Annotated in this window: 11 protein-coding genes and 2 pseudogenes; 8 read left to right on the top strand and 5 right to left on the bottom strand. The window is 58.6% G+C overall.

Translation table 11 applies throughout. The features are described 5' to 3' along the window. Positions 1–55: 55 nt before the first annotated feature. Positions 56–949 (bottom strand): LysR substrate-binding domain-containing protein, encoded by an 894-nt coding sequence (locus H7698_RS00460; protein ID WP_194690336.1) that lies wholly within the window; start codon positions 947–949, stop codon positions 56–58. A 169-nt stretch (positions 950–1,118) separates the two neighbouring features. Here H7698_RS00460 and H7698_RS00465 point away from each other — a divergent pair, with 169 nt between their 5' ends. The 3 genes from H7698_RS00465 to H7698_RS00475 are packed head-to-tail and all read left to right on the top strand — an operon-like array spanning position 1,119 to position 5,081. Further along, on the top strand, positions 1,119–2,534 hold the full coding sequence (locus H7698_RS00465) for a sodium/glutamate symporter (protein ID WP_235992668.1): 1,416 nt from the start codon (positions 1,119–1,121) through the stop codon (positions 2,532–2,534). After that, positions 2,531–4,159, top strand: coding sequence for an amidohydrolase (locus tag H7698_RS00470; protein WP_194690337.1), 1,629 nt, complete (start codon positions 2,531–2,533; stop codon positions 4,157–4,159). The genes H7698_RS00465 and H7698_RS00470 overlap by 4 nt, the downstream gene beginning before the upstream one ends. Beyond that, positions 4,146–5,081: a CobW family GTP-binding protein gene (locus H7698_RS00475; RefSeq protein ID WP_194690338.1), complete on the top strand. Its 936-nt coding sequence runs from the start codon at positions 4,146–4,148 to the stop codon at positions 5,079–5,081. The genes H7698_RS00470 and H7698_RS00475 overlap by 14 nt, the downstream gene beginning before the upstream one ends. A gap of 61 nt (positions 5,082–5,142) precedes the next feature. Here H7698_RS00475 and H7698_RS00480 read toward each other — a convergent pair whose 3' ends face one another. Beyond that, the gene (locus H7698_RS00480; RefSeq protein ID WP_235992669.1) at positions 5,143–5,451 is read right to left on the bottom strand and encodes a hypothetical protein; all 309 of its coding nucleotides are present in this window, start codon (positions 5,449–5,451) and stop codon (positions 5,143–5,145) included. Positions 5,452–5,610: 159 nt separating this feature from the next. Here H7698_RS00480 and H7698_RS00485 point away from each other — a divergent pair, with 159 nt between their 5' ends. Then, positions 5,611–6,591: an AAA family ATPase gene (locus H7698_RS00485; RefSeq protein WP_162440499.1), complete on the top strand. Its 981-nt coding sequence runs from the start codon at positions 5,611–5,613 to the stop codon at positions 6,589–6,591. 20 nt (positions 6,592–6,611) lie between these two features. After that, positions 6,612–8,339, top strand: coding sequence for a cobaltochelatase CobT-related protein (locus H7698_RS00490; protein ID WP_194690339.1), 1,728 nt, complete (start codon positions 6,612–6,614; stop codon positions 8,337–8,339). Positions 8,340–8,667: 328 nt separating this feature from the next. Here the strand turns inward: H7698_RS00490 and H7698_RS00495 are convergent, their stop codons facing one another. The 3 genes and pseudogenes from H7698_RS00495 to H7698_RS00505 form a co-directional block, all read right to left on the bottom strand. Next, entirely contained in the window at positions 8,668–10,098 is a 1,431-nt protein-coding gene (locus H7698_RS00495; RefSeq protein WP_194690340.1) for an amino acid permease, read from the bottom strand. A gap of 173 nt (positions 10,099–10,271) precedes the next feature. Then, positions 10,272–10,433: pseudogene (locus H7698_RS31260) on the bottom strand (MFS transporter); the annotation flags it as partial. Positions 10,434–10,523: 90 nt separating this feature from the next. Beyond that, a complete protein-coding gene (locus H7698_RS00505; RefSeq protein WP_194690342.1) occupies positions 10,524–10,907 on the bottom strand; it encodes a c-type cytochrome in 384 nt (127 codons plus the stop codon). A gap of 419 nt (positions 10,908–11,326) precedes the next feature. Here H7698_RS00505 and H7698_RS00510 point away from each other — a divergent pair, with 419 nt between their 5' ends. From H7698_RS00510 to H7698_RS00520, 3 genes and pseudogenes are all read left to right on the top strand, one after another. After that, positions 11,327–11,872, top strand: a complete 546-nt coding sequence (locus H7698_RS00510) for a DUF4410 domain-containing protein (RefSeq protein WP_194690763.1) — start codon at positions 11,327–11,329, stop codon at positions 11,870–11,872. Between the two features lie 713 nt (positions 11,873–12,585). Next, complete coding sequence (locus tag H7698_RS00515) at positions 12,586–13,548, top strand: bifunctional GNAT family N-acetyltransferase/nucleoside diphosphate kinase regulator (RefSeq protein ID WP_194690343.1); 963 nt, start codon at positions 12,586–12,588, stop codon at positions 13,546–13,548. A 467-nt stretch (positions 13,549–14,015) separates the two neighbouring features. After that, positions 14,016–15,468 (top strand): annotated as a pseudogene (locus tag H7698_RS00520) (TrkH family potassium uptake protein). Positions 15,469–15,768: the final 300 nt, after the last annotated feature.

Genomic DNA, 15,768 nt, shown 5'->3' on the forward strand with positions numbered 1-15,768 from the left:
TGAGGCTCGCAGAGGATGACAACCTCCTGCGAGCCGATCAGTTGCTGCCGTAGCCTCAAAGAGGCGGCGTCCGCTGCCTGAGAAAGTCGATGAACTTTTGCTGCACCGGCGTCACCGAGTTTTTCAGCCAGGCCGCCAGGGTACAGACGCGCGCGTCGACGCCTTTCAGTGGAATCAGCACCACGCCCTTGCGATTGAAATTCCCCGCACTTTCCAGATGGACCGTCACGCCGATATTGGCCGCGACAAACCCGAAAACACCTTCGCTGTTGTACGCCTCTTGTACGACCTGGGGCAGGAATCCGGCACTGATGCACAGCGCATCGAGCTGTCGCCGATAGTGCGACCAGTGACTCATCACGCCCATCACAAAAGGCTCCTGCGCAAGGTCCGACAAACTCACCTCGGACTGCTCCGCCAACGGATGTCGCTGCGGCAGCACCGCGACAAAGCGGTCGCGCTGCACTTCGATACTGTCGATGTTCGGGTCGAGCAAGGGCCCGGTAATAAACGCAAACTCGATGCTCCCACCCTTTAATAATTCGAGTTGCTGTTGGGTCGAACCGAAGACGAGTTCGGCCCTGATTTGCGGATAGTCGCGGTGAAATCCGTCAAGGATGGGTGGCAGCTGGCCTGAGACCGCGAAGTCGGTGTAACCAATCCGCAGTTGGCCAATCTGCCCGGCCCCCGCCTTGCGTGCGTCATGCACGGCGCTCTCCAGATGCTCGAAGACCGCTCGGCTTCCTGCCAGGAAAACCCGGCCTGCTTCGGTCAGTTCAACCCGTCGGTTGCTGCGCAACAACAGCACTTCGCCGACGCTTTCCTCCAGTTGCTGAATGGTTCGACTCAGGGCCGGTTGCGCCAGATTCAGGCGCTCGGCCGCTCGGCGAAAATGCAGTTCTTCGGCCACGGCCTCGAAGGCTCGCAGATGACGCAGATCGATTCGCACATCAATACCTTCCAGGCATCACTCGTTATCCAACCGATATTATACAGGTCACATTCATTGCTCTACCGTTGAGTTGCGTCGGGTATCGATGGCGTGATCGATGCTTCCCGCAATGAGCTGCGACGTCAGTTCACCATTCAAAAAAACAATAAATATAAGAAGAGGGTTGATGATGGAAAGCACCTTCCACGGAATAATCGCATTTGCCCTGCTGGCGGGCATGCTGCTGGTGGGCAGTATCCTGCGTAACCGCATTGGCCTGTTCCGCAACTCGCTGGCACCGGCCAGTATGATCGGCGGCATGCTCGGATTTACGCTGTTATCGTTCGGGCTGATACCGGGGTTTGAGGCCAGTGACTTCGAAGCCCTGACCTTCCACTTTTTCACCCTGAGCTTCATGTCCCTGTGCCTCACCGGCAAAAGCAAAGACGCCGCCCTTTCAGGTGGCAGCGTGGTGCGCGGTGGACTGTGGCTCATGCTGATCTGGACGATCAGCCTGGGGCTGCAAGGCGTGATTGGCTATCTGGTGATCAGCGGTTATGACGCGGTCACCGGCGCCGGTATCAGCGAATGGCTGGGCGCCATTGTCACCCATGGTTTCACCCAAGGCCCTGGCCAGGCGCTGACCTACGGCGGCCTCTGGGAGAAAGAGTACGGGATTGCAAACGCGGCCCAGGTCGGTCTGATTTATGCGTCCCTCGGCTTTCTGGTGGCCTTCGTTGTCGGTGTGCCGATGGCCAACAACTTTATCCGCCGTGGGCTCAATGCCAACAAAGCCTCGAACATCGATGACAACTTCAAATCGGGCTTTTACAACGGGACGCAGGTACCGAGCAGCGGCCGCATGGTCTCGCACCCGGCAAATCTGGATTCGCTGGCCTATCACCTCGGACTGCTCGCCGTTGCCTACCTGATCACCTACGTCTGGCTGAGCTTCATGCAAGGTCAGATCAAGGATTTCTCGGCAGGCGGCGTCAACCTCTCGGTGCTGTTCAGCTACAACCTGTTTTTCCTTCATGGCCTGGCGGTCTGTGTGTTGATGCGCCTGGTGATCGACCGCTGCGGTCTGGCCCATCGCGTCGATGACGAAACCCTGAAACGCATCACCGGCTCATCCATCGACTTCATGGTCGTGGGCACCCTGATGAGCATCCAGTTTGCCGTGCTCTACGCCCTGCTCACGCCGATCCTGCTGGTGACGGTTGCCGTGACGTTGGTCACATTGATCGGCTGTCTCTATCTCGGGCGCCTGAGCGGAACCCTCGGACCGGAACGGGCGATTACCGCGTTTGGTTGCTGCTGTGGTTCGACCGGCACCGGTCTGCTGCTGTTACGCATGATGGATGCCGACTTCAGTACCTCCGTGCCCAAGGAGCTCGCGTTCTTCAACCTGGCGATCATCTTCAGCACGTTCCACATCCTGTTTTTCTTTGCCCCGATCGTGCCCTCGCTGGGCGGGTGGAACTACCTGCTGGTCTTCGGCGGCACGGCACTGGTCTTCCTCGCCTGCGTTCCACTGCTGATGAAATTCAGGGCCCGTACCGCCCCTGCCCCGACGACCCCGATCAAGGAGTCCTGCCAATGAGCATTACCGTCTTCACCGCCAAGCGCATCCTCACAATGAATCCCTCCCAGCCTGAAGCCACACACATTGCGGTGCGCGACGGCCGCGTGCTGTGCGTCGGCCCGCTGGAGGTGATGCAAGAGCTGGGGGACTACACGCTGGATCGGCGCTTTGCGGACCACACCATCCTGCCGGGCTTCGTCGAAGGGCATAGCCACGCCCTCGAAGGCGCCATGTGGAATTACCTCTACCTGGGCTACTTTGCCCGCGTCGATCCTGAAGGGACTCACTGGTCCGGTGCGGACAGCATCGCCGCCATGCAACAACGCCTGCGCGACGCTGCCGAAGGGTTGGCACCCGGCGAACCGCTGATCGCCTGGGGCTTCGACCCCGTCTATTTCGAAGGTGCCCGACTCGACCGGCAGCTGCTGGATGGTGCCGTGAAAGACCGACCGGTCGTGGTCATGCATGCAAGCCTGCACGTCATGACGGTCAACAGCCGGATGCTTGAACAGTCTGATCTTGACCGCCATCCGGGGATCGAAGGGATCATGCTCGACGCCGATGGCCGGCCTAACGGTGAGCTGCAGGAAATGGCGGCGATGCATGCCATTTTCGAAACCCTGGAGATGAATCTGTTTGAGGCCGTGTCGTCCCCTGGCACGCTGCGACGCTATGGTCAGGCTGCCCGCAATGCCGGGATCACGACCATCACCGACCTCTATAACCCCCTGACCGATGACGGTATCGCAGCGCTGAGATCGGTGACGAGCGAAGCTGATTTTCCCGTGCGCCTGGTGCCGGCGATGAGTGCGCTGGCCTGGTCGCCGGAACAGGGCGTCGAACGCCTGCAGCACTGCCTGCCACTGGGCAACGACAAGCTGAAGTTCGGCCTGGTGAAAATGATGACGGACGGCTCAATCCAGGGCTATACGGCGCGAATGAAGTGGCCTTACTACCACGATGGTCATGCCAACGGCATCTGGAATGCGCCACCCGAAGCCCTGCAGGAGATGGTGCAGGTTTACCATCAGGCGGGGCTGCAATTGCACATCCATACCAACGGTGATGAAGCGGTCGAGTTGATGCTGGATGCCGTGGAAAGCGCCCTGGATCTTTGGCCACGTGCCGATCACAGGCATACGCTGCAGCATTGCCAGGTGATCGACCATGCTCAGCTACGGCGCACGGCCAAACTTGGCCTGTGCCTGAACATGTTTGCCAACCATCTGTATTACTGGGGCGACATTCACCGCCGGCACACCCTGGGCTACGAGCGCAGCCGTCGACTTGAGCCCCTCGCCTCGGCACGGCGGCTGGGCATCGTCACCGCGATCCACAGTGACGCGCCGGTAACGCCGCTTGGGCCGCTGTTCACGGCCTGGTGCGCGGTGATGCGCGAAACCGCCTCCGGCGAAGTGTTGGGTAAAGAAGAGCGCGTGAGTGTTCCACAGGCACTGGAAATGATCACGCTGGGCGCGGCCTACACCTTGCGTCTCGATCACCTGGTCGGCAGCCTCGAAATCGGTAAATTCGCGGACATGGTGGTGCTCGATCAGGACCCGTTGACCATCGATCCGGCGCAGTTGCGCACGGTTCGCGTACTGGCAACCGTGCTGGGAGGTGAGGTCCATGCCAACACCTGACCCGGTGCCCCTGACGGTCATCACCGGCTTCCTCGGTGGCGGAAAGACCACCTACCTCAATGAGCTGATTCGACAGGGATTGCCCCGGGACAGCCTGATCGTGGTGAATGACTTCGGTGACATCAACATCGATGCCGAGCTGATTGACTACCGCGATGACCGAATCCTGCAACTGGGTAATGGCTGTATCTGCTGCACGCTGGGCGGCACCCTGGCAGAACAATTGGCTCAGGCGATGCGGATGGAGCAGCGACCCGGCGCGATCTACATCGAAGCCAGCGGCGTCGCGGAGCCTGCGCGCATCGCCGATATTGCGCGGGTCTCACGTCAGTTGAGGCTGGAGTCGGTGGTCTGCCTGATCGACGCCAGCCAGATTTCCCATCATGCCCAAAGCCGTTACACCGCAGACGTCTGGCGTGCCCAGATTGCCGCCTCCGACCAGTTGATCATCAATCGCCTGCCGGCGGACGATAGCGTCGAGTATGCGCGAGCGCTGGACATTCTCCGGGACCTGAATGGCCCCGCGATGCAAGCGATAAACGGCGGCTTGCAAGCTCCATCAGCCATCGCTCGCACGGTCCCGACGACTGATCGCCTCACACCCGTGCCACCCGCGGCCGCGAGTGAAAACAGCTGGGGTTCTGTCAGTGTGAAGTACGCCACGGCCATCGATGCCGCTCGGCTCGAACAGCTGTTAGGTGAATATGCCGAAGTCTTGCTCCGCGCCAAAGGAATACTGGAGCGGCTTGATCGTGACGGGCCTCAGGTGTTGCAGCTGAGTGGCCGCAGTATTCGCTGGCTGGCGGCCACACGGGCGGCAGCGGGTAACCACCTGGTGTGCATCGGCATCAAAGGTGAGCGCTTTGACGAACTGGGCGCCCGACTGATGCAACTCGAGCGCACTCAAGACTCGCGTCACTGATCCAGACACGCCTGGGGCGCGCGTCTGGATTCACTGGCCGATTCTGGCTGTAGAGTCGGTCTCAGGCGCTGACCTTTTCGCCCTGCTGCTGCATCAGGCTGGCCATCCTGCGGCCAAACAACTTGGCCAGTGCCTCAGGGTCGCCAGCGGCTTCGTCCAGTGCTTCAACCACCGCTTGCAGGGTTGGCCGGGTCTTGGCCAGCAGTTCGTCGATGTAGTACTCCGGAGTGATGTGCATATGCGCCTCGTAGCGGCGAAAGAGTGCGAGGAGCTCCGGGTCCAGCTTGATTGTCAGGGTATCGGCGGACATCTGATTGACCTCTCCAGGTTGTTCGGCGGTAACCGCCACGGGTTTTACCAGCGCGACCATCCTTAGCCGCCAACGTCCTGGACCATAGGGCCAGTCGCTGCCCACCCGTGGCGCCAGTCACTGCAACTGGCCACATCGGGTGCCGGGAACTGGTCCCTCCCCAACACAGGTCACCTCCCTAGAATCAAGACTTCCTTTCCGGCCCCCGAGGCGATATTCATGACCGACCTGAACTTCGAACCCGCCAGCCGCCTGGTCCCTGTACGGGAGTTGTTCGGTATCGACTCCAGCCTGCGCGTTCCCGTGTTTCTCACGCCAGACGAACATGTGCCGCAGATCGACGCGGCCTATCGCTTCAATCCAGAAGTCACCCTGGCGATTCTCGCGGGCTTCACGCGCAATCGCCGGGTGATGCTGCAAGGCTTGCATGGCAGCGGCAAATCGACCCATATCGAACAGGTCGCGGCGCGGCTCAACTGGCCCTGCACCCGGGTCAACCTGGACGGCCATATCAGCCGCCTGGACCTGATCGGCAAGGACGGCATTGTGTTGCGTGAAGGCAAGCAGGTCACCGAGTTCCAGGAAGGCATTTTGCCCTGGGCCCTGCGTCGCCCCATGGCGCTGATTTTCGACGAATACGACGCGGGTCGACCGGATGTGATGTTCGTGATTCAGCGCATCCTCGAACGCGACGGCAAGCTCAATCTGCTGGACCAGAATCAGGTGATCCTGCCGCACCCTTCGTTCCGCCTGTTCGCGACCGCCAACACCGTTGGCCTGGGCAACCTGAACGGGCTTTACAACGGCACTCAGGTGCTCAATCAGGCGCAGCTGGATCGCTGGAACATCGTCGCCACCCTGAATTATCTGCCCCAGGCTGAAGAAGTCGCGATCGTCGCCTCCCGGGTGCCGCACTTGCTCGCCCGGCACGGCGAACCGTTGCTGACGCAGATGGTGGCCGTGGCCGACCTGACGCGCCAAGGCTTCGCCAGCGGCGACCTGTCGACCCTGATGTCGCCACGCTGCGTGATTTCCTGGGCGGAAAACATGGAGATTTTCAGCGACCCGGCGTTGGCGTTCCGCCTGTCATTCCTCAACAAATGCGACGAAGCAGAGCGGCCCATCGTCGCCGAGTACTACCAACGCTGTTTCGACCAGGAGCTGACCGAGTCGGCGTTTCCCCTGCTGGCACTGGCCTGAACCCGCACAGGAAGACCACGATGAACCCGCCTCCACGTCGCGAGAAACGCCAGCAACAACTCGAGGAACTCTGTGCGGCGACGCTGCGGGCACTGTCCGGCGAGCCCCGCGTGCGTTATCGCGGTGGCCGTCTGGAAGTGCAGGAACGGCACTTCCCGGTGCGCGCGCCACACCTTCATCCAGACCCGGAACAGGATGAAAGTCGAGCCTGGCGCGGGGTGTCTGACAGCCTGGCGCTGCGTTTGAAACACAGCGATCCGGCCCTGGTCCGCCAGGTGCTTCCGGCGCAGCCCATCGCGCGCCTGGTGTTCGAACTGCTTGAGCAACTGCGCGTTGAGTCGTTGGTGGCCGACTGTCATCCCGGCGTGCGGCGCAACCTGTTGCAGCGCTTCGAGCAGTGGAGCCAGCAGTTTCTCGACGCTGGACAGGCCGAGGGACACGTCGGCCTGCTGCTCTTCACCCTGGCGCAGATGAGCTGGATTCTGCTGTGTGGCGGCCGCGCCGGGGAACAGACGGAGATGCTCATTGAGGCACCTCGCTTGAGCCTGTTGGGGCATTTCGGCGCGGCCTTCGGGCTGATGCGTCGCGGTCGTCATCACCAGGTGGAATTTTCCGGGCATGCCCTGGTGATCGCCGCCAAGGCACAGGAATTGATCGAGAACCTGGATGCCGAATTGCTCGATAACGACGAGCGCAAGGTCTCGGAAATCACCGAGAAGACTCACCTGGCCTTTGCCCTGTTACTCGACGTTGATCAGGATGGCGAGGGCGAGGTCAACAGCAGCGGTGCTGCCGAAGGTAATTCGCGCGGCAGCAGCAACGCCTTTACCTATCAGGTGTTCAGCCGCGACTACGATTGCGAGCGTCACGCCGCAAGCTTGGTACGGCCCGAATTGTTGCGCGAACTGCGCCAGCGCCTCGACCGCCGCCTGGCCGGTCAGGGCCTTAATCTGCCGCGCCTGGCCAAGCGCCTGGGCGCCCTGTTGGCGGCGCCTCGTCGAGATGGCTGGGCCTTCGCCCAAACCGACGGACAGATCGATGCCGGGCGCCTCAGTCGCCTGATCATCAGCCCCGAGCAACGGGAGATTTTTCGCCACGAACAGGAGCGTCCGCACAGTGATTGCCTGGTCAGCCTGCTGATCGACAACTCCGGCTCCATGCGCAACCACATCGACAGCGTCGCCCTGCTGGCTGACGCCTTCAGTCGTGCCCTGGAACTGGCGGGTGCACGCAGTGAAATCCTCGGGTTCACGACCGGCCAATGGAACGGCGGACGCCCGTTGAAGCGCTGGCGCGCCATGGGCCAGCCCGCCAATCCGGGACGGCTCAACGAGCTTAGCCATGTGGTCTACAAGGATGCCGAAACGTCCTGGCGCCGCGCGCGGCCGACCATTGCCGCACTGCTCAAGTCGGATCTGTTTCGCGAAGGCATCGACGGCGAGGCGCTCCTCTGGGCGCGTCAACGGCTGCTGCAGCGTGACGCACGGCGGCGCATCCTGATCGTCATCTCCGACGGCTGCCCGATGGACAGCGCGACCCACCAGACCAACCAGCAGGACATCCTCGACCTGCACCTCAAGCACGTGGCACGACAGATCGAACAGGAGCCCGGCATCGAGCTGTATGCCCTCGGCGTCGGTCTGGATCTGAGCCCCTACTATCGCAATAGCCTGGAGCTTGATCTGTCGCGCAGCCTGGACAATGCGGTGTTCGACGAAATCCTGCGGCTGCTTAAGGGTCGTTGCTGAGCCTGCTGCCGATCATTCAAGTGTGATGATAAGAACCTGTGGCGAGGGGATTTATCCCCCGGCTGCGCAGCAGTCGTAAAGCCTGCGTATGAGGTGTACCTGATACACCTCGATTGCAGGTTTTACGACTGCTGCGCAGCCGGACGGGGATAAATCCCCTCGCCACAAGGTAGGTGTTACAGGCTTTACTCTTACTGACTGACACTCGATTTTTCCTCTCCGGCGGCACCTCTACGCCGCATCAAAACACACCGAATACATGCCTTCGCCGACCACAAAAAAAGCCGCCAATCGGCGACTTTTATTGAGATTCCTTTCAGTCTGACGACTAACTGCTAACCGGTACGATTTCCGGCAGGCCCTTGATCCGCCGCCAGATGGTGCGACTGATGAACGCCAGAATCAGAATCGCCAGGCTGACGACACCCAATGCCAGCGGCATACGTTGATCGGGTATGAAGGCCATGCCGGTCACGATGCCGAGCATGCCGAAGATCGCGACGTAGGTCAGGTAGGGATAGCACCACATCCGCACCTTGAGTTTCTCCGGCGCCTCGCGTTCCAGCTTCGCCCGCAAGCGCAGTTGAGACAGGGCGATCAGCACATAGACGAAGATCGCCACGGTGCCATAGGAGTTGACCAGGAAGGCGAAGATGGTGTCTGGCGATATGTACGACATGACCACCGACAGATAGCCGAACAGCGTGCCGAAGAAGATCGCCCGGCGCGGTACGCCGCTCTTGGACAACTTGGCCAGGCTGCGCGGTGCGTCGCCGCGTTTGGTCAGTGCGAACAGCATGCGCGAAGACGCATAAATGCCCGAATTGAGACAGGACAGCACGGCCGTGAGCACGATGGCGTTCATCACGTGCGCGGCCCAGTCGAAGCCCATGGCTGCCAGCGCGCTGGAATACGGCGTGAGCATGGCGGGCGAATCCCAAGGGACCAGGGTGACCACCAGCAGGATCGAGCCGACGTAGAAGAACAGGACGCGAGTGATCACCGAGTTGGTGGCCCGCGCCACCGAGCGGACCGGGTCGGACGATTCGGCGGCCGCCACGGTGACGATCTCCGCGCCAAAATAAAACCCGGTCGCAGCCACCGCGCCAGTCAGCACCGGGCCGATGCCGTTCGGCATGAAGCCACCGTGACTGAGCATCGAAGTCAACCCGTGGTGCGTTTCAGTCGGCCACATGCCTAACAGGTACAACCCGCCCAGAAGCAGGAACACCATGATGGCCGCCACCTTGATCGAAGAAAACCAGAACTCGAACTCGCCGAACGAGGCGACCGAGCACAGGTTGGTGAGGGTCAGAATGATCATCAACGTGAGGCTGATGCCCCAGGCCGGTACGTCCGGCAACCAGAACTGAATGAGCGAAGCGCCAGCTACAGCTTCCACTGCAACAACGATCACCCAGAAGTACCAGTACATCCAGCCGGTGAGGAAGCCGGCCAGTTGGCTCGTCTGTTTGTGATCCGCCCAGGCCATACGCGCATATTCGTAGAAGGATCCGACGGTCGGCAGGGCGCAGGCCATCTCGCCGAGCATGCGCATGATCAGGATGACCAGTACGCCGGTGACCAGAAAGGACACCAGGGCTGCGGGCCCCGCAGACTGGATGACGACACCGCTGCCGACGAACAGGCCGGCACCGATGACACCACCCAGGGCGATCATGGCCATGTGACGTTGCTTGAGTCCCGATTGCAGGCCGCCGTTGGCGCTCTCCGATCGGGTTTGTTGAGGTACGGACATGCTGCTCACCCCATTCGTTTTTATTTTAGGTTGAAAGTCAGTACAGAAGCAGCCGGTCATCGCCGTTATGGTCGGGGGCGAAACAGGCTGCCTACGCAGTGTCTTCCGGGAGGGCAGAACTTTTTAGGGCCAATTGCGGCACGCTGCTGGAGCCACGTTTGCTCACGTATTATTTTTTTGAACAGCATCAGGAGCAGCGCGGTTGCGGCTAGCAATGCGCCCATGAGGAACGTGCTGTTTGATCCGGTAGTCTGCCATAGCCAACCGGCAAGTACGCCGGCGATCAGCGTGCAGACACCACTGATCCGATTGAAACGACAGAAGGCAGTGCCGCGCGCTTCTCCATTTCCGGGCTCGCCTGAACAGGCGACGGGACGGGTGATGATGACTGCCAATGAAAACCTCAGCCAGCTCACCTCTGGACATCATCGATTTCTGGAAATCACGCTGCTCATGTATTGATTCAAATCGCGGAAATCTTTCACCTGCCATGCGTACGGCGCCACCTTGACGCCATTCTCGCGCAAGGTTCTTGGGATCAAGTCGCCGTTTGGGCGAAGTATTATCGATGACACGATAACGCCTGGATAATCACTCAAGCGTTTTTTGAAGGCGGTTGTCGTCAGATCAGGCGTTGGAGGATTGCTCTTGGTGGCCAAGGGGCCTGTTCCCTTGATATCTGCTCCGTGGCACATGGCACATCGCTGCAAATAGAGGTTTTTTCCGTTTACGTTATCCGCGAAAGCCAGTGATGTCTGGATGAGCGATAAAACAGCCAGCGAAGCGATGAATACGGTTTTTTTTCTCATTGTCCATGTGCCTGAATACCCCCAAGAACCCGCCCGACTCTGGCCTGGCAATCCGTGCCTGGTAAAGAGCCAGAGTCAGGCGGGTGAAGAGATCCTAGCAGATTGGATCCAAACTGGCATTTAGACTTTTCCAAGTCTGTCTCGCGGAACAGAGTCCAGTCGTGGAGAATTTGAGTTTTGGCCTAAGCGCATTTCCAACAACGTTATGCTGGCTGAGATCACGGCAAATCGGGTGCTTGATCTGATTGATGTGCGTGAATAGGTGTGGTGACTGATGCGCAATGAATGGGCGCGGCGGTTCCGCGCACATTCCCGTTCAGATTTCCTGCGAGCTGATCTTCGATGTGAAAATTCAGAGCTATGGTGTAGTTGCAACTCGTGGCTGCATCAGCAGCAAAACCTTCTGGATATGGACATCAATGACAAACACAAAAACTATACTCGCCCTGTCATACCTCGTAGCCGTATCGCTACTGAGCGGCTGCGCAGCCTCCGTAAAAAGCGGTGGCGCTGAAACGCTGACCATTGATGAGGCCGCCAAGAAGAACCTGGTGGTGAATATCCAGGGTAATGGGAAGGTTCAGCAGAACGAGGACTGGATTCGTCTAAGGCAAGAATGGAACCAAGCCCTGAAAGATGAAGCAACCCGTGCCGGTTACCGCCTCACCGAGTCTCATGTAGCAGACCCCGCAAAGACCGACGGCGTGGGCATCAAGATCAACGTCACCAATTTCCGATACCTGACACCCGGCGCGCGTTATGCAGCAGGCGTGATGGTCGGTAACGCCTGGATTAATTCCAGCGCAGACTACTCGGATTTGAAGTCCGGGCGTTTGATCGGCACCCGCACCTATGACACTTCTTCATCTGCTTGGGAGGGGGTTATGTCAGCGATGACTCAAGAGCAGGTAGAGGCGATTGCTCAGCAGATCATGAGCGACATCAAAAGCGCAAAGACTGAATAATTCGGGCTAAGTTTATGCCCCAGCTAAGTCGTCAATATCTTTGAATGGAAATTGCTTCAGAAACGCGTCGCCAAGCGTTGCATCGACAACGATGCTAATGGCCTCACAGCCGCCGCTATTCAGCCTGCCGCGAGTGGCTGTTCACCCCGCCGATGGCTGAAGAACGGCGAGGTGAAGTTGATGGAGCGAAGGCTTCAGGACGCGGCGGGAACCGTCACGAGGAAAGGCACGGTACGGGCTGGATGCAGGGTTGGTTACTGCGGGTGGCGGTCACTCGTGATGCCCTAGCCAAAATCAAATTGCCCCCATCCGCCGCAGAGAGCGGCGCCTACTCTCACCACTTATTGGAAAGGTAAAGCATGAGGAAACCAACGCCGGTAGCGACGAGCCCTTTACATATCTCATACCCGGATCCGTCGTCTGCAACGAACAGGTATATTTTCGAGATCAAAAGCATTAGTGCGAAGAACAGCACGATAATTGATATCCAACGCTGAGCCCGGAACCTGTTTTTTTCGCTGCCATACCAAAACATCTCAATCCTCCCTGAATTCACACACCTAACGATACAGTGTGCCGCACATCCGCGCTTTCCTTACCATCTGCTGGTCGCTCTTTGGTGTCCGGCAAAACGGTGGTTTCCTCGAACTCTCCAGGCTGTTCGGCATTGCTCGCGTTATGTCTTAGAATAGCCGGTTGGCGAAAGAACCCTCATGGCCATAGCCATGACAGGCTTTCATCCTTTACAAATATGTGTGGTGAAGATGAACAAGCCTTTCATTTCGCTGTGCCCTGAAATTACCCGGGCGCACGCGCTGACGCTGATGGATTGGTTGGAGAATGAGCGCGTCACCTGCTACCTGAGCGATTCGCGTCATGTCTCGCGCTCCATCGAGCAAGCCATCGATCGGACTCAATTGCCGATCCTGACCCATCTATTCAACCGGGGCGGCCGATTCTTCATGGCCTATGACCGGCATGACGCCCCGGTGGGCTTTGTCCGTCTCATCAAGACCGGCTCAAATTGCGAGATAGTCCTGGTCATCGGAGACAGCGACAAATGGGGCCGAAACCTTGGCGCGCGCACGATCCGCGAAGGCATGAAACTGGCCTTCCTCGACATGCGGGCCGAGAAGCTTATCGCCAAGATCCACCCGGACAACGCGCGCTCGCTCAAAGCCTTTCTGCGCAGCGGCTTTCTGCTTGAAAGCGAAACGCCGACATTGAAGTCATTTTCCATGACGGCGGGGCGCTATCTCCAGTCCTTGCGCGAAGGTGCCGTTGGCGACTCCACCAGGATCTACATTACTGAAATCGACAAGGCCAAGCTCGAGAGTCTGATCGCGCTCGAGCAAGGCCCGGCGGTTGTAGAACTCGAACATGAGCTTGAGCGAGCCATTGTCGTCAAGCCGCAGCAGGTGGCGTGCAATGTCGTCACGATGAACTCCAGGGCCTTGCTGCAGCTGGACGACGAGGAGATCGAAGTGGCCTTGGTCTACCCTGAAGACGCGGACAGCAATGCCGGCAAGCATTCCGTGTGTTCCGACATCGGTGCTGCCATCCTGGGCTATCAGGAGGGGGACGCTATCGACTGGCGAGTTTCTGATCGGACCCGACGGATTGAGATCAGGAAAGTGCTTTACCAGCCGGAGGCTGCAGGCGATTTCCACCTATAACTGTCCTTTGGCTCAGTGCTCGTCGATCCTCACGTTCGACTGCCCAAAGCCTTTGACACTGTCACTTGCGTAGTTCTGAAAATCCCGCTGATTGCCTCCATGCGATCAGCGGGATTTTTTTGCCTGAACAATCATGTTTTACGACAGCACTCCACCAGCCAGCGGAACTGCTTGATCAATAGCGACTGCGCGGATGGAGCCGGCCGGCACTTTGTCGCTGTATTTCGCAGCGAACGTCTCGGCCTTGTCAGCGCGGGTTTTCTCGTCCTGGCCGGCCTCCGCTCGAACACAAGCAATACAAGACTCAAGCTTCGCCAGGTCTACGCCTATTGCACTAGCTCCAGGCAATTTCAAACCCTTAGCTACGCAGCTTGACTGAACGCCCATGGAACTTTTACGCAAAATTTACGGGGGCCTGAAGTGAGGCATCCGATACTGTCCGGCGCTAATCTGGAACGCTACTTTTTATGTCCCTCGCAGCCATTCGGCTTATCGGCTTCATCCTCGGCATTTTTCTGATCACGCTGGCCGTAAGCATGGCTATTCCCATGATCACGCTGGTGGCCTACGAGCGTAACGACGATCTGTCGGCCTTTCTCTGGTCGAGTTTGATCCATCATTTGTGGCCTGCTGTTGATCGCACGGGGGCGTCCGGATACTGGCCAGCTTCGCCCGAGGGATATGTACCTGCTGACGACTGCCAGTTGGGTCGTTGTGTGCACCTTCGCAGCGTTGCCAATGGTGTTCATCCGCGATATCAGCTACACCGACGCATTTTTTGAAACGATGTCTGGCATTACAACCACTGGCTCGACTGTACTCACCGGTCTCGATAGCTCATCTCCCGGTTTGTTGATATGGCGTTCCATGCTGCATTGGTTGGGAGGCATCGGTTTTATCGGCATGGCGGTGGCGATCCTTCCACTGTTGCGAGTCGGTGGCATGCGTCTGTTCCAGACAGAGTCCTCAGACTGGTCGGAAAAAGTGACACCGCGTTCCCATATGGCAGCCACGTACATCCTTGTGCTCTATCTGGGTCTTACCGTCATCGGAACTCTGGCGCTCTGGGTCGCTGGAATGACGCCGTTTGAAGCGGTCAACCACGCGATGTCGTTGATCTCTACCGGTGGATTCTCCACTTCGGACTCCTCACTGGGGCATTGGACGCAACCCGCGGTGCATTGGGTGGCAGTTGCCATCATGGTTCTGGGCAGCCTCCCGTTCACCTTGTACGTCGCGACATTGCGGGGAAATCGGCGTGCGCTGATTAAGGATCACCAGGTACGCGGATTTATTGGATTCTTGATCGTCACATCGCTGGCTGTGGGGACCTGGCTGTGTTTTCACAGCGATTACGGATGGTGGGATGCATTTCGTATCGTGGCAGTCAACGTAACCTCGGTCGTCACGACCACCGGAATTGCGGTTGGCGACTATACGTTATGGGGCAGCTTCGCCGTCATGCTCTTTTTCTATCTGACCTTCGTCGGGGGATGTTCAGGCTCGACGGCAGGTGGTCTTAAAATCTTCCGTTTTCAGGTTGCTGCCGCTCTACTGGTCAGTAGTCTGAAGCAGTTGATCCATCCTCGAGCCGTGATTCAGAAGAAGTACAACGGTCATCCCATTGACGAGGAGATCTTGCGCTCACTTCTGACCTTCTCGTTTTTCTTCACCGTCACTATTGCCGTCATCGCCTTGGGCTTGGCTGTCATTGGGCTTGACTGGATGACAGCGTTGAGCGGTGCCGCTACTGCGGTGTGCAACGTCGGGCCGGGGCTTGGCACGATCATTGGGCCGGCAGGTAATTTTTCATCATTACCCGATGCCGCTAAATGGCTGCTGACCGTTGGAATGCTTCTAGGGAGACTTGAAATCCTGACTGTGTTGGTACTCGTAACTCCAGTTTTTTGGAGATATTGAGCTTTACGGTTTTTGAGATTTATCACCTACTCCATTGCGATCTGAGGCCTGTTGATTCGCAGAGCCTCTCCAACAAATGTCACCCTTTTTTGCAACGCAAACGCCAGACGCTGTCTTAACAGCGGGGTTGACCAAGGGCAAGGGGGGGCAGACCGGACTAATGGCGCGACGACGGTGTACCTGTCACGCGGGCCGTTCGGATCGTAGCAATACCCTGCCGAGCAAAACGCAGTAGTTATTTGCAAATTCACTCTCAGTCGCATCAATTTTGAGCGATTCGATGTCTTGAGTCGATTGGAT

It is taken from the genome of Pseudomonas sp. p50(2008) (assembly GCF_015351605.1).
In the GTDB taxonomy this organism is placed as follows: domain Bacteria; phylum Pseudomonadota; class Gammaproteobacteria; order Pseudomonadales; family Pseudomonadaceae; genus Aquipseudomonas.

Coding starts and splice junctions, on each gene's coding strand:
- H7698_RS00505 (WP_194690342.1), bottom strand. CDS start 10,907: ATGAGAAAAAAAACCGTATTCATCGCTTCGCTGGCTGTTTTATCGCTC.
- H7698_RS00470 (WP_194690337.1), top strand. CDS start 2,531: ATGAGCATTACCGTCTTCACCGCCAAGCGCATCCTCACAATGAATCCC.
- H7698_RS00480 (WP_235992669.1), bottom strand. CDS start 5,451: ATGGTCGCGCTGGTAAAACCCGTGGCGGTTACCGCCGAACAACCTGGA.
- H7698_RS00475 (WP_194690338.1), top strand. CDS start 4,146: ATGCCAACACCTGACCCGGTGCCCCTGACGGTCATCACCGGCTTCCTC.
- H7698_RS00515 (WP_194690343.1), top strand. CDS start 12,586: ATGGCCATAGCCATGACAGGCTTTCATCCTTTACAAATATGTGTGGTG.
- H7698_RS00495 (WP_194690340.1), bottom strand. CDS start 10,098: ATGTCCGTACCTCAACAAACCCGATCGGAGAGCGCCAACGGCGGCCTG.
- H7698_RS00490 (WP_194690339.1), top strand. CDS start 6,612: ATGAACCCGCCTCCACGTCGCGAGAAACGCCAGCAACAACTCGAGGAA.
- H7698_RS00510 (WP_194690763.1), top strand. CDS start 11,327: ATGACAAACACAAAAACTATACTCGCCCTGTCATACCTCGTAGCCGTA.
- H7698_RS00485 (WP_162440499.1), top strand. CDS start 5,611: ATGACCGACCTGAACTTCGAACCCGCCAGCCGCCTGGTCCCTGTACGG.
- H7698_RS00465 (WP_235992668.1), top strand. CDS start 1,119: ATGATGGAAAGCACCTTCCACGGAATAATCGCATTTGCCCTGCTGGCG.